Annotated in this window: 16 protein-coding genes; 13 read left to right on the top strand and 3 right to left on the bottom strand. The window is 54.1% G+C overall.

Annotation, left to right across the window (positions count from 1 at the left end):
• Position 1 precedes the first annotated feature (1 nt).
• From secY to TY09_RS04765, 12 genes are all read left to right on the top strand, one after another.
• Positions 2-1,330: a preprotein translocase subunit SecY gene (gene secY, locus TY09_RS04815; protein WP_009065626.1), complete on the top strand. Its 1,329-nt coding sequence runs from the start codon at positions 2-4 to the stop codon at positions 1,328-1,330.
• A 45-nt stretch (positions 1,331-1,375) separates the two neighbouring features.
• Positions 1,376-2,017: an adenylate kinase gene (locus tag TY09_RS04810; RefSeq protein WP_009065695.1), complete on the top strand. Its 642-nt coding sequence runs from the start codon at positions 1,376-1,378 to the stop codon at positions 2,015-2,017.
• Complete coding sequence (gene map, locus TY09_RS04805) at positions 2,014-2,766, top strand: type I methionyl aminopeptidase (protein ID WP_009065594.1); 753 nt, start codon at positions 2,014-2,016, stop codon at positions 2,764-2,766. Before TY09_RS04810 ends, map begins: the two co-directional genes overlap by 4 nt.
• 11 nt (positions 2,767-2,777) lie before the next feature.
• The gene (locus TY09_RS18255) at positions 2,778-3,017 is read left to right on the top strand and encodes a KOW domain-containing RNA-binding protein (protein ID WP_147584612.1); all 240 of its coding nucleotides are present in this window, start codon (positions 2,778-2,780) and stop codon (positions 3,015-3,017) included.
• Positions 3,018-3,045: 28 nt separating this feature from the next.
• Positions 3,046-3,264, top strand: a complete 219-nt coding sequence (gene infA / locus TY09_RS04800; protein ID WP_009065662.1) for a translation initiation factor IF-1 — start codon at positions 3,046-3,048, stop codon at positions 3,262-3,264.
• Between the two features lie 50 nt (positions 3,265-3,314).
• Entirely contained in the window at positions 3,315-3,428 is a 114-nt protein-coding gene (gene rpmJ / locus TY09_RS04795) for a 50S ribosomal protein L36 (protein ID WP_009065749.1), read from the top strand.
• A 34-nt stretch (positions 3,429-3,462) separates the two neighbouring features.
• Positions 3,463-3,831 carry a 30S ribosomal protein S13 gene (gene rpsM / locus TY09_RS04790; protein WP_009065609.1) on the top strand — a complete coding sequence of 123 codons (369 nt, stop codon included), beginning with the start codon at positions 3,463-3,465 and terminating at the stop codon, positions 3,829-3,831.
• 24 nt (positions 3,832-3,855) lie between these two features.
• The gene (rpsK, locus tag TY09_RS04785; protein ID WP_009065718.1) at positions 3,856-4,263 is read left to right on the top strand and encodes a 30S ribosomal protein S11; all 408 of its coding nucleotides are present in this window, start codon (positions 3,856-3,858) and stop codon (positions 4,261-4,263) included.
• 36 nt (positions 4,264-4,299) lie between these two features.
• Positions 4,300-4,926 carry a 30S ribosomal protein S4 gene (gene rpsD, locus TY09_RS04780; protein ID WP_009065549.1) on the top strand — a complete coding sequence of 209 codons (627 nt, stop codon included), beginning with the start codon at positions 4,300-4,302 and terminating at the stop codon, positions 4,924-4,926.
• A 67-nt stretch (positions 4,927-4,993) separates the two neighbouring features.
• The gene (locus TY09_RS04775) at positions 4,994-5,959 is read left to right on the top strand and encodes a DNA-directed RNA polymerase subunit alpha (protein ID WP_009065658.1); all 966 of its coding nucleotides are present in this window, start codon (positions 4,994-4,996) and stop codon (positions 5,957-5,959) included.
• 48 nt (positions 5,960-6,007) lie between these two features.
• A complete protein-coding gene (gene rplQ, locus TY09_RS04770; protein ID WP_027103984.1) occupies positions 6,008-6,349 on the top strand; it encodes a 50S ribosomal protein L17 in 342 nt (113 codons plus the stop codon).
• A 62-nt stretch (positions 6,350-6,411) separates the two neighbouring features.
• Positions 6,412-6,705, top strand: a complete 294-nt coding sequence (locus TY09_RS04765; protein ID WP_042431615.1) for a hypothetical protein — start codon at positions 6,412-6,414, stop codon at positions 6,703-6,705.
• Between the two features lie 182 nt (positions 6,706-6,887).
• Here the strand turns inward: TY09_RS04765 and abc-f are convergent, their stop codons facing one another.
• The 3 genes from abc-f to rnhA all read right to left on the bottom strand — a co-directional run bounded on the left by abc-f (position 6,888) and on the right by rnhA (position 10,631).
• On the bottom strand, positions 6,888-8,504 hold the full coding sequence (abc-f, locus tag TY09_RS04760; RefSeq protein WP_042431613.1) for a ribosomal protection-like ABC-F family protein: 1,617 nt from the start codon (positions 8,502-8,504) through the stop codon (positions 6,888-6,890).
• 465 nt (positions 8,505-8,969) lie between these two features.
• Complete coding sequence (gene nifS / locus TY09_RS04755; protein ID WP_042431610.1) at positions 8,970-10,115, bottom strand: cysteine desulfurase NifS; 1,146 nt, start codon at positions 10,113-10,115, stop codon at positions 8,970-8,972.
• A gap of 69 nt (positions 10,116-10,184) precedes the next feature.
• Positions 10,185-10,631, bottom strand: a complete 447-nt coding sequence (gene rnhA, locus TY09_RS04750) for a ribonuclease HI (RefSeq protein WP_020073827.1) — start codon at positions 10,629-10,631, stop codon at positions 10,185-10,187.
• Positions 10,632-11,187: 556 nt separating this feature from the next.
• On the opposite strand from rnhA, the gene TY09_RS04745 reads away from it, so the two are divergent.
• Positions 11,188-13,230: a ribonuclease J gene (locus TY09_RS04745; protein ID WP_020073826.1), complete on the top strand. Its 2,043-nt coding sequence runs from the start codon at positions 11,188-11,190 to the stop codon at positions 13,228-13,230.
• Positions 13,231-13,239: the final 9 nt, after the last annotated feature.

Here is a 13,239-nt window from a genome sequence, read left to right as displayed (position 1 = left end):
GTTGTTTTCTACAATGAAGAATGCCTGGGCAATTCCCGATCTGCGTAAAAAAATTCTGTTTACACTGTTCATAATCGTTGTGTTCCGGTTTGGCGCCGTGATTACGGTGCCCTTCCTGAACGTGGAAGCCCTGCAGGGTTTAATGGGCCAGGTTGGCGAGTCGGGCAACGCGCTGGGGTATTTAGATATGCTCTCCGGCGGTGCGTTCGCAAACGCTACCCTGTTTGCCATGAGCGTTACACCCTACATCAACAGCTCCATTATTCTGCAGCTGCTGACTGTGGCCCTGCCTCCTCTGGAGCGCTTGGCCAAAGAGGGCGAAGAGGGCCGCAAGAAGATTGCCGCCATTACCCGTTACGTCACCGTTGTGCTGGGCCTGATTCAGGGTACCGCTTACTACTTCTATCTGCACAACAGCTCTTATGAGGGAACCCCCATCACCATGTTCAACAGTGGTTGGGAGCAGGCCTTCTCGGCTGTGGTTATCATCTTCACCTTCACCGCCGGTACGGCGCTGATGATGTGGATGGGCGAGCAGGTCAACAAGTACGGTATCGGCAACGGTATTTCGATCCTGCTGTTCTCTGGTATTGTGGCGCGTATGCCGCATATCATGAACACGCTGGGCAAATACCTGCAGATTGCCAATCAGGATCCTTCCACCTATGGCAAGTATTATGCGTTTGTTCCGATCTTCGTCGTTTTGTTCCTGGCGGTCATCTGGTTCATCGTTCTGATGAACAACTCCGAGCGCCGGATTCCGATCCAGTATGCCAAGCGCATGGTGGGACGCAAAATGTATGGCGGTCAGGCCAGCCATATTCCGATCAAGATTGCGATGTCCGGCGTTATGCCGATCATCTTCGCAAGCTCGATCCTGGCCATTCCCAGCACCATTCAGCTGTTCACCAACCCGAAGAGCGGTTTCTGGAAAGGTTTCCTGGATGCCTTCTCCTCTACCGGCTGGATGTACTCGCTGGTGTATTTCCTTCTGATTGTTATGTTTGCGTATTTCTATGTTACCATTCAGTATAATCCGATTGAAATGGCCAATAATCTTCGTCAAAGCAACGGTACGATTCCGGGTGTTCGCCCCGGCAAGCCGACCTCCGATTTTATTTCTAGAATCCTTTCCAAGCTTACCCTGATTGGCGCTTTGTTCCTGGCTGTAGTTGCCCTGCTGCCCATTATTTTCGGTGCGGCAACAGGAATGCACAACATGTCTCTGGGCGGTACCTCTCTTATCATTTTGGTAGGCGTCGCTCTGGATACAGTCAAACAGATGGAGTCTCAGATGATGATGCGCCATTACAAGGGCTTTCTTGATTGACAGGTAGGCTTTTGAAAACAACATGGGGAGAGAGGGAAAAGGATTATGAAAATCATACTTCTTGGCGCTCCGGGCGCCGGCAAAGGCACGCAGGCTGAAGTAATCTGCGAGCGTTTGTCTATTCCCGCCATTTCTACGGGAACGATAATTCGAGAAGCGCTGAAAAGCGGTACTGAAATGGGCCGGAAAGCAAAGTCCTATATGGAAGCCGGCCAGCTGGTCCCCGATGAGATCGTGATCGGTATCATCGAGGAAAGACTGGCAAAGGGCGACTGTGAAAATGGATTTATCCTGGACGGTTTCCCGAGAACCATTGTTCAGGCCGAGGCTCTGGATAAAATGGGATTTCCGATCGATAAGGTCATCGATATCGAGGTGACCGACGAGGACATCGTCGCCAGAATATCCGGACGCCGTGTCTGCGACAACTGCGGCGCAATCTACCATGTGCGGTATAAACCCAGCAAGGTGGAGGGCGTTTGCGACAAGTGCGGCGGCACCCTTTCTCAGCGTAAGGATGACCAGCCCGAAACAGTGAAGGAACGGCTGAAAGTTTACCATGAGCAGACTGAGCCGCTGAAGGAATATTACCAGAAGCAGGGCAAACTGTTCATTGTGGAAGGGGAAGAGCATATTGCGGATACGACCCGCAAGACTCTTGCTATATTGGAAGAGGCGCAGTCATGATTGTGCTTAAAACAAGCCGCGAGCTTGCAGCGATGCGGGTAGCGGGAAGAATTTCAGCCAATGCATTAAAACTGGCAGGCCAGGCGGTCGAACCCGGTGTTTCTACCTGGGAGATCGACCGCATTGCCCGCCGCTATATCGAAAGCGAGGGTGCAAAGCCTTCCTTTCTGGGATACGGCGGGTTTCCGGCCAGCGCCTGCATTTCGGTGAATAATGTGGTTATCCACGGCATACCCAGCAAGGATTTGATCCTGGGGCACGGTGATATTGTCAGCATCGACATCGGCGCGTTTTATGAGGGCTTTACAGGCGACAACGCCTACACGTTCGCGTGCGGCGATGTTTCCCCCGAAGCACAGCGCCTGATGGATACGACCCGAGAGAGCCTTTACGAGGGCATCCGCGCCGCAAAGGCCGGCAATAGGGTTGGCGATATCGGCCATGCGGTGCAAACGTATGTCGAAGCACGCGGTTACTCGGTGGTACGCGATTTTGTCGGCCACGGAGTAGGCGCGAAGCTGCACGAAGATCCTAGTGTACCGAATTTTGGCGCGCCCGGCCGGGGCGTGCGATTGTTACCTGGCATGACGATAGCCATTGAGCCAATGGTGAATGCCGGAGTGCATACCGTCAAAACATTATCTGACGGCTGGACCACCGTTACAACAGACGGCAAGCTGGCCGCTCATTACGAGCATTCGATTGCCATCACCGCGGATGGTCCTGTCATTTTGACCTTACCGGATTAAGGGGAATCAGGATGGATTTTGTTAGAGGGCTTGTTGTCCGGTCACTAAGAGGGCGCGACAAAGGTGAATTTTTAGTGGTGCTGGAGGCTTCCGGCCGCGAGGTTGTTGTCTGCGACGGAAAACACCGCCCGCTCGAAAGACCCAAACGCAAGAACCCGGTTCACCTTGCCGCGACAAACACCTTGCTTAGCTCGATGAACACCAACCGTGAAATCCGCTGTGCCCTGCGGCGCTTTTCGCAGGACAGCTGATTTCTGCAAGAGGAGGTTATGCTGATTTATGTCAAAACAAGATGTGATCGAAATAGAAGGTACCGTAACAGAAGCTCTGCCGAACGCGATGTTTAACGTAGAGCTGCCGAACGGCCACACGATACTGGCGCATATCTCCGGCAAGCTGCGTATGAATTTCATCCGCATTCTGCCTGGCGATAAGGTTACCGTAGAGCTTTCGCCCTATGACCTTACACGCGGACGTATCACCTGGCGTTCGAAATAAAACCGTGAAATCCGATTTGTTTAACGACTTCATCAAGGAGGGCGCACAGAATGAAAGTCAGACCTTCTGTAAAGAAAATTTGCGAGAAGTGCAAAATCATTAAGCGCAAGGGAAAGATCATGGTTATTTGTGAGAATCCCAAGCATAAACAGCGCCAGGGCTGATGGCGTAATTTGATCTTATGGAGGTGCAACCAGTATGGCGCGTATATCAGGTATCGATTTGCCCAGAGACAAACGCATTGAAATTGGGCTTACCTATATTTTTGGAATTGGCCGCAAGACTGCCAATGATATTCTGAAGGCAACCGGTGTCAGTCCGGACACCCGCGTTCGCGATCTGTCTGAAGACGACACTGCAAAGCTGAGAGAGTATATCGACCACAACTGCCGCGTGGAAGGCGATCTGCGTCGCGACGTGGCGTTCGACATCAAACGATTGATCGAAATCGGCTGCTACCGCGGAATCCGTCATCGCAAGGGTCTGCCCGTTCGCGGCCAGCGTTCCAAGACGAATGCCCGCACTCGCAAGGGCCCCAGAAAAACCATGGCAAACAAGAAGAAATAAGCGAAGTCAGGAGGGATTACTCAGATGGCAGCACAAAAAGGCGGTAAGAAAACTACCGCAGTCCGCAGACGCCGCGAACGCAAGAACATCGAACGCGGTGCTGCTCACATTCAGTCTACTTTCAACAATACAATTGTTACCATTACCGATGTGCAGGGCAATGCAATTTCCTGGGCCAGCTCCGGTGAGCTGGGCTTCAGAGGCTCCAGAAAGTCCACTCCCTTTGCCGCGCAGTCTGCAGCGGAAACAGCCGCCAAGATCGCGATGGAGCATGGTATGAAATCGGTAGAGGTTTTCGTTAAGGGACCGGGCGCCGGCCGTGAAGCCGCGATTCGCGCGCTGCAGGGCGCCGGGCTTGAGGTCAGCATGATTAAAGATGTGACCCCCATCCCCCACAACGGATGCCGCCCGCCCAAGAGAAGACGCGTTTAGTACCAAAACCGATTTTTTAGGAGGTGCAACCTTATTATGGCAAGATATACAGAGGCTGTGTGCAAGCTGTGCCGCCGCGAAGGCCAGAAGCTCTTTTTAAAGGGCGAGCGCTGCTACACAGACAAGTGCGGAGTTGGCCGCAGAGCATATGCCCCGGGCCAGCACGGCCAGGGACGCAAGAAGACTTCTGAATACGGTCTGCAGCTGCGTGCAAAGCAGATGACCAAGCGCTTTTACGGCGTTCTGGAGAGCCAGTTCAGAGGCTACTATGACATGGCTACCCGCATGGAAGGCAAGACCGGCGATTTGCTGCTCGGAATTCTCGAGAGCCGCCTGGACAACGTTGTGTACCGTTTGGGCTGGGGCAGTTCCCGTGCGGAAGCTCGCCAGCTGGTCGTTCACGGTCACTTCACCATCAATGGCAAGCGTGTAGATATCCCCTCTTACCTGACAAAACCGGGTGAGGTTATTTCAATCAAGGAATCTAGCCGCAGCAGCGACAAGATCAAGGCTGTGCTGGAGGCGAACGCTTCCCGCCCTGTACCGAAATGGGTGGAACTCAACCGTAACACTCTCGAAGCCAAGGTTCTGGCATTCCCCGAGCGTGAAGACATTGAGCTGGCAGTTGACGAAACTCTCATCGTTGAGTTGTACTCCAAGTAATGCCTTTGCGCAAGGCCAGTGTACATGACGGCAAAGCAATTTGCTTATGTGTGAAGGAGGTTCGCTGATGATTGAGATCGAAAAGCCAAAAATCGAAACAGAAGAGTTATCCAGTGACGGAACCCACGGCATATTTGTTGTGGAACCGCTCGAAAGGGGCTTTGGCACCACCCTGGGCAACAGCCTGCGGCGCGTGCTGCTTTCCAGCCTGCCGGGCGTAGCTGTTACCTCGATTAAGATAGACGGTGTTCTGCACGAGTTTTCCACAATTCCCGGCGTGAAAGAGGATGTCACCGAGATCGTACTGAATATCAAGGGATTGACTGCCAAGCTGCACTGCGACGGCCCCAAAACCGTTGAGATCAGCGCGGAGGGCCCCGGCGAAGTGACAGCGAATTCCATCAAATGCGACAGTGAAGTGGAGATCCTGAATCCCGATATGCATATCGCCACTCTGTCCGATGGCGCCAAGCTGTATATGGAGCTGACTCTGGATAAGGGCCGCGGCTATGTTCCTGCCGATAAAAACAAGGCGAACATGCGCGGCGGCAGCAACAGCAGCGTGATTGGTGAACTTCCGGTCGATTCTATTTATACCCCGGTTTTAAAAGTGAATTACAATGTCGAGAATACCCGCGTAGGTCAGAGCATCGATTACGACAAGCTGACCATGGATGTGTGGACGAACGGCGTGATCAGCGCACAGGAGGCCGTTTCTTTGGCCGCCAAGGTGCTGACCGAACACCTGAATCTGTTTGTGGATCTGTCTGATAAGGGCAGCAGCACCGAGATCATGGTGGAAAAGGACGAGAAGGGCAAGGAAAAGGTACTGGAGATGACCATCGAAGAGCTGGATCTTTCCGTACGCTCCTTTAACTGCCTCAAGCGCGCCGGCATCAATACGGTAGAGGACCTGATCAACAAGTCTGAGGAAGACATGATGAAGGTTCGCAACCTGGGCCGCAAGTCTTTGGAGGAAGTTGTGTGGAAGATGGCTTCCCTCGGCTTTAGCCTGCGCAAGGACGACGAATAATGGATTAGCAAATAACTTGCAACCTAAGGTAAAAGGAGTGATATTTCGATGCCTGGAACCAGAAAGCTCGGAAGAGATACTGCTCATAGAACTGCGATGCTGAGAGGCATGGTTACCTTTTTGCTTGAAAACGGCAAAATCGAGACCACAGTAACCCGCGCCAAAGAGGTTCGCTCCCTGACGGAGAAGCTGATTACCCTGGCGCAGGAGAACAATCTGCATAACCAGCGCATGGCACTTTCCTTTATTACAAAGGAAGATGTGACCCACAAGCTGTTTTCTGAGATTGCCCCCAAATATGCCGACCGTAAGGGCGGATATACCCGCATCACAAAGATCGGGCCGCGCCGCGGCGACGCAGCCGAAATGGCGATCATTGAGCTGATCTGATCGAACTGTTTCGATCGGTTTTATGAATAGAGAAAGCCCTCCCGATTTGGGAGGGCTTTCTTTTGCTTTTTTCAAAACCCTTCAAGTCAGAAGGATTGATTGTTTGCGACAACGGAAGAAGTTTTAGCAGTTTTTCCCGCGCGAGGTTTCTGCTACACAAGCTTGCCCTTTGTGTTGGAGTGGACGCTTACTTTTGTCTATTAATCAAATTTTTAATGGGTCATTTTAAGCGGGTGTTCCCGCATTTCATTTCTGCTGGTGCAGGGCATGAGGGGCAAGTTCTGCGCCGGCAGATAGGCTGCAAAGAAACCATCAAAAGAAAGACAAAATCTTTCGTGGATACTCTTATAAAATAAAGACAAAAAGTCAACTTGGCCTGGGAATAAGCGGAAACTCTGCGGCGATTCGCGAACAAAAAACTCATTTTTATAACTGAAGTGTAAAGCACCAAAAGGCGGGTTCGCCCCAGCTTGAGGAGGGAGCGAAGCCCGTACAGCAAAGTTTTTTCAAAAAATCGCCTTTTCAGGCTCAGGCTGCCTTAGTCCGCGAGGCTTTTCAGCTCTTCCAGAACAGAGCGGTACTCTTCGTCCAGCGTTTCGCGCTTCGCGCCGGGCATCGACAGCTCCGATACAATGCGGGCCAGACGTGTTTCCAGCACCATCCGCTGTGCAGCGTCCGGTTTTTGCCGTGGGGTTTGCATCTGGCGCTGGTAATCGGAGAGGTTGCCGTCGAACGCGCGGATGTGCTTGTTTTCGATCAGCAGCAGGCGATTTGCCACCGCATCCACAAACGACTGGTCATGAGAAATGAACAGCAGAACGCCGGGGTAATCCGAAAGGATTTGCTGGACCGCTTCAATCGATGGCAGATCCAAGTAGTTTGTTGGCTCATCCAGCAGCAGAACATTCGTATCCGATACCAGCAGTTGTGCCAGCGACAGTTTGATTTTTTCTCCGCCGCTGAGAACGGCGGCTTTTTTCTGCACCGTGTCCCCGCGGAAAAGCAGACGAGCCAGTATGGTGCGCACCGTATTTTCGGGCTGCACGCTGTGTGCCAGCGCATTTTCCAGTACAGTCTGATTTTCATCCAGATTCTCAAATTCCTGGCGAAAATAACCAATACGGGCCTTGGGTACGCACGAAATAGCGCTGTTTTCCTCTGTAATCAGGCGAAACAATGTTGTCTTTCCCGCGCCGTTTTCTCCAATTACGGCTGTACGCGTGTGGTTTTTTATCTCAAAGCCGGCATTCTGAAACAGAAGATTTTCTCCGTAGCCGAAAGTCAGGCCCCGGCAGGAAAAAACAATTTTGTTCTGCGGCGGGTCTGTCAGCGAAAAATCGAGCTGAATGCGCGTCAGCTCGCGCGGTTTTTTCCGCTCTTCCAGCCGTTCCAGCCGCGATTCCATCGCCTGGGTGCTTTTATGCAGCTTTTTGGCGATTTCTGTGGACTCCCGCCTGTGCAAACGAGCTTCGGAATTGCCCATGCGCTTTGGTGCCTTGCGGATGCCTTTCGCGCGCTCCCGGGTACCGACGATCGCTTTTTGAAGCCGCGCCCGCTCGTCTGCATACTGCTGGTATTCAAATTCTGCGCGCTCAAGGGCTTCCTGATTTTGCCGGGCATACGCGCTGTAATTGCCCGTGTATTCGGTCACGCTGCCGTCGCGGATTTCGAGAATCCGATTGCAGACAGCGTCCAGCAAAGCGCGGTCATGGCTGATCAGGATCAGCGTTTCGGCAGATTTCAGCCGTTTTGTCAGCATCTGAATTCCCGCATAATCCAGGTTGCTGGTCGGCTCGTCAGCCATCAGCAGGCAGCCGGAGCGCGACAGTGCATTGTCGATTTTCAGGCGCGTCTGCTCACCTCCACTCAGGCGCTCATGCGAAAGGCGATCGCCCGGCAGGAACCGACGGATTGCCTCGGGGTCGGGCTTCTCCTGTGAGAACTGGCGTAGATATGAAACAGGGCACATGCGCCGCACGGAACCTTCTTCCGGTTCGGTCTCCCCGGCCAGCAGCTCCATTAACGTTGTTTTTCCGGCGCCGTTTTCGCCGACAATACCGATTTTGTCACCGGTATAAACCGTCAGGCGAGGGAGATCGAGAATCAGCCGATCGCCGTAATATTTTTTTAAATCAAAAACTTCCAGTAATATCAAAAAAATCTCTCCTTGCATCCTCTGGATGTGTCGGAAAGATCATAACAAAAATACACAGTAACAGCCTGCCCCGAGCGGAACAAGCCCCTGCGCTGATTCTTTTTGATACGCCAATCCGACACCAACGGGCGCACTTCACCCGTTTTACCATTCTTTTATGATGGTTTTAGTCAGATCAGCAATTGCGCATGGCTTTTAAATACCGTACCTTTCTTCGGAATGCTTTCAGAATAACGGATTTCACCGGCTTTGTCAATGGTGAAATTTGTTTTGCTCCTGTTAAAACTGATTGTGTTTTCGACAATTAGTTAACTGTATGTTGAAAACACAATCGATTTTACTGTTTGTTAATCGTATCAATTCCCAAAAAGGCTGTTTTCATGAGAAAACAGCCAGAGTACGCGTGAGGGAGCAGCGGGCGGAGTAAAAGCCCTTTCCAGGCTGTCCCGTAACGGATAGGCAGGTTTAACTTGCCCTCAGGCGCTCCACCACCGCCGGGAGTACGCTCAGAATATACTCGATATCTTCCTCGGTGTTCTGCTCGCCCAGCGTCAGACGCAGGGAGCCCTTGGCGAGCTGCGCAGGAATCCCAAGCGCCAGCAGCACGTGGCTGGCATCTAAGGAGCCGGCGGTGCAGGCCGAACCGGAAGAAGCGCAGATGCCCTGGCGGTCGAGAAGCAGAAGCATCGCTTCACCGTCAACTCCCTCAAAGCAAAGACTTACGTTGCCGGGCAAACGATGTTCGCGGTCGCCATTCAATGAGCTGCCGGGAATTTTCAGCGCGCCGTCGATCAGGCAGTCACGCAGAGTACGCAGGCGTTCGGCACGTTCCTCCATTGAGATGCAGGCCTCGCGCAGCGCCGCGGCCAGCCCCACAATCGATGCGAGGTTTTCCGTTCCCGCCCGCCGCCCGCGCTCCTGCGCGCCACCGTCGATCAGGTTCTGAATCAGGATTCCCCGGCGCACATACAATGCCCCAATGCCCTTGGGCGCATGCAGCTTGTGGCCGGAAAGCGAAAGCAGGCCAATGTTCTGCTCGGCTACATTGATCGGCAGGATTCCCACCGCCTGTACCGCGTCCGTGTGGAACAGTACGCCGTGTTCCCGGCAGATTGCCCCGATCTGTGCAATTGGCTGAATCGTGCCGATCTCATTGTTGGCGTACATCACGGATACGAGCGCGGTGTCGGGCCGGATGGCTGCCGCTACCTCTTCGGGGCGCACCAGACCGTTTTCATGGACGTCGAGGTACGTGACAGAAAAGCCCTCGCGTTCCAGAGCTCCAGCGGTATGCAGCACGGCGTGGTGCTCAAAGCGGGTGGTGATCAGGTGGCGCTTGCCCTGCGGCGCGAGCTCACGGGCAATCCCCTTAACTGCCCAGTTGTCCGATTCGCTGCCGCCAGCCGTAAAATAAAGTTCGCAGGGCCTCGCGCCGATGCACTCCGCGATGTCCTCGCGCGCCAGCTCGAGCGCGCGTTTGGCCTCGCGCCCCTTGGAATAGAGACTCGAGGGGTTTCCGTAGCTCTCGGTGAGATACGGCATCATAGCCCGCAGTACGGGCTCGGATATCGGCGTGGTGGCCGCATTATCTGCATATACAAATCGGTTCATGAGAATTCCTCCGTGCGCCGTGCCCGGCGCGGTTCCGTGTGCTGCAAGTTGGTTCTTATATCGGGCACATTATGGTTTCTTTTTGAATTGTTCTGCCGCCGCCACCGCCAGCCGGTCGCAGCGCTCGTTTTCCGGGTGCCCCGCGTGGCCCTTTACCCAGCGGATCGTCACGCGGTGCTGCTCCAGCAGATTCAGCAGGCGCTCCCATAAATCGCTGTTGAGAGCCGGTTTTTTATCAGCCTTTTTCCAGCCGTTTTTTCGCCAGGCCTTGGCCCATCCTTTTTCAATTGCGTCGCAGACGTATTTGGAGTCGCTCCAGAGCGTGATGTCGCAGGGCTCCTTCAACAGAGAAAGCGCCTCGATCACGGCGCTCAGCTCCATACGGTTGTTGGTGGTGTGCGCCTCGCCGCCGCTGATCTCTTTTTCGCGGCCCTGGTACCGCAGCACCGCGCCCCATCCGCCCGGGCCGGGATTCCCCTGACAGGCTCCGTCTGTAAAAATTTCTACTTGTTTCACGTCCGCTGTCTCCGTTCTTTGTTTTTTTCTGTGAGATGTTGGCATACTATATTTTAATAAAAGCAAGAAATGTTGTATTCTGCCGCCGCGGCCCAGGAGCGGAATTCCGCAGTTATCACAGCACAAGCCGCAAACACAAATCATATTAAATTCAATATAAAAATGATGAAATGACGCCTTGCATCCGGCGGCAGGGTGGAATTTGCCGCGCGCCCAAAGCGGGGATTCCGCCTGTATGGTGCGGCGTATGGTCTTATTATACCAACCTTTTCCGCGCACCGCAACCGCCGGGCGTCGGTTGGCTTCGCTTTGTGCCGTGCTTGACATCATGCGGCAATCAGGTTACAATAAAACCAATCATATAAAGCGGATAAGAGGATATTCTCCCCACGAAGAATTCATAAAATCCGCAGTGAATCGTTCATTTTCGCGGCAGCCCCGCGATGGATATAGACAATCGGATATTCCCCTGTATGCGTCTGCATAGTAGGTCTGCGGCACCGTTTGTGCGCAGGCTGTGGTGGTTGTGTCCCCAAATTAAAATGGAGGTTATTTTGTGACAGAAAAAATGAATAATCATTCGCCTGCCGGCGCTGAAAAGAAGCCGGGCACCTTGTACGGAAAAGTGGTGGCCCGCAAGCAGCCGGAGAAGGCCGCGGAAGCGGAAGAGAGCAGGCTGGCGAAAGCGGAGAAGACGGCGGAGAAAACGGAAAAAGCAGCCGCCGTTAAGGCTGCGCCCAAAAGCGCGCCCAGATCGCAAAAGAAGGGCGGCCAAGGCGGCGGCAGGCAGCCGCGCGCGAAGGAAGCACCGAAGAACGCGCCAAAGAGCGCTCCCCGCAAGCCGGAAAAGAGCGCCCTCTTGCCGGAGGTGCTTGCCCAGGTACAAAAGCAGGCAAAAAAACAGGCGCGCAAAAAGCCGAGAAAGGAACCGCAGAAGGAAAAGCCCTCCATTAAGGTCTATTTCCTCGGCGGCCTGAATGAAATCGGCAAGAACTTCACCCTGTTTGAGTGCGAGGGCGATATGATGATCATCGACTGCGGCATGGCATTCCCGGATGGGGACATGCTCGGCGTAGACCTGGTTATTCCCGATTTTACCTTTGTCGAGCGCAACATTGATAAAATTCGCGGCATCGTGCTCACCCACGGGCATGAGGATCACATCGGTTCTCTGCCGTTCCTGCTCAAACGGGTCAATCTGCCGCTGTACGGAACGGCCCTTACTCTGGGGCTGGTGGGCGGCAAGCTCAAGGAGCACGGCCTGGCCGGCAAAGTAAAGATGAACGTGATTCGCCCCGGCGATACGGTCAAGCTGGGCTGCATGACCTGCGAGTTCATCCACGTGAACCACTCGATTTCCGATGCCGTCAGCATCGCGATCCATTCGCCCGCGGGCACTTTGGTGCACACCGGCGACTTTAAAATCGACTGCACTCCCACACAGGGCGAAATGATCGACCTCGGTCGGTTTGCCCAGTTGGGCAAGGAGGGCGTTCTGGCCCTGTTGGCCGACTCCACCAACGCGGAGCGCCCCGGCTTTACCATGACGGAGCGCACGGTCAGCCGGTCCTTTGAAAACCTGTTCCTGCGCGCGGAAAAAAGCCGCATTATCATCGCGACGTTCGCGTCGAATATCAGCCGCGTGCAGCAGATCATCAACTGCGCCGTAAAATACGGGCGCAAGGTGGCTTTGTCCGGCCGCAGCATGCTCAATGTGATGGGCATTGCGCAGGAGCTCGGCTACCTCGATATTCCCGACGGCGTTCTCATCGACATCGATATGATCCGCCGCTACCCCAAAGAGCAGATCGTGCTGATCACCACCGGCAGCCAGGGCGAGCCGATGTCCGCTCTGACGCGCATGGCTTTTGCCGACCACCGCAAGGTGGAGGTGGGCCCCGGCGACTTCATCATCATTTCCGCCCGCCCGATCCCCGGCAACGAAAAGACGGTCGGCACCGTGATCGACGAGCTGATGAAGCGCGGCTGCGAGGTCGTGTACGAATCCATGTACGAGGTGCATGTGTCCGGCCACGCCTGCCAGGAAGAGCTGAAGATTATGCAGGGCATCACGCGCCCCAAATATTTTATTCCCGTTCACGGCGAGCAGAAGCATCTGCAAAAGCACGCCCAGCTGGCGCAGGCCATGGGCATGAGCCGCTCGAACATCTATATCGGCAGCATCGGCGACGTGCTCGAAATCAACGAGAATTACATGCGCCAGCTGCCCAGCGTGCCCGCCGGCCGCATTCTGGTGGACGGCCTCGGCGTGGGTGACGTCGGCAGCATTGTGCTGCGCGACAGAAAGCATTTGGGCGAGGACGGCCTGATCGTTGTCGTCTGCACCATTGACGCGGCGGACGGCCACGTTGTTTCCGGTCCGGACGTTGTCTCCCGCGGGTTTGTTTATGTGCGGGAATCGGAAAGTTTGATGGACGATGCCAGAAAATTGGTATATAATGTTCTGGAAAGCAACGCGCAGGGGAAGGTGCCCGACTGGGGCATGCTAAAGACCCGAATCAAAGACGATTTGTCGCGCATGCTGTATGATAAAACCAGACGCAGCCCGATGATTTTACCGATCATCATGGAAGTTTGATTTGTAGAG

The organism is Faecalispora jeddahensis, from assembly GCF_000577335.1.
Classification (GTDB): domain Bacteria; phylum Bacillota; class Clostridia; order Oscillospirales; family Acutalibacteraceae; genus Faecalispora; species Faecalispora jeddahensis.
The sequence above is the reverse complement of the archived record's forward strand: the minus strand, read 5'-3'. Positions and strand labels throughout refer to the sequence as shown.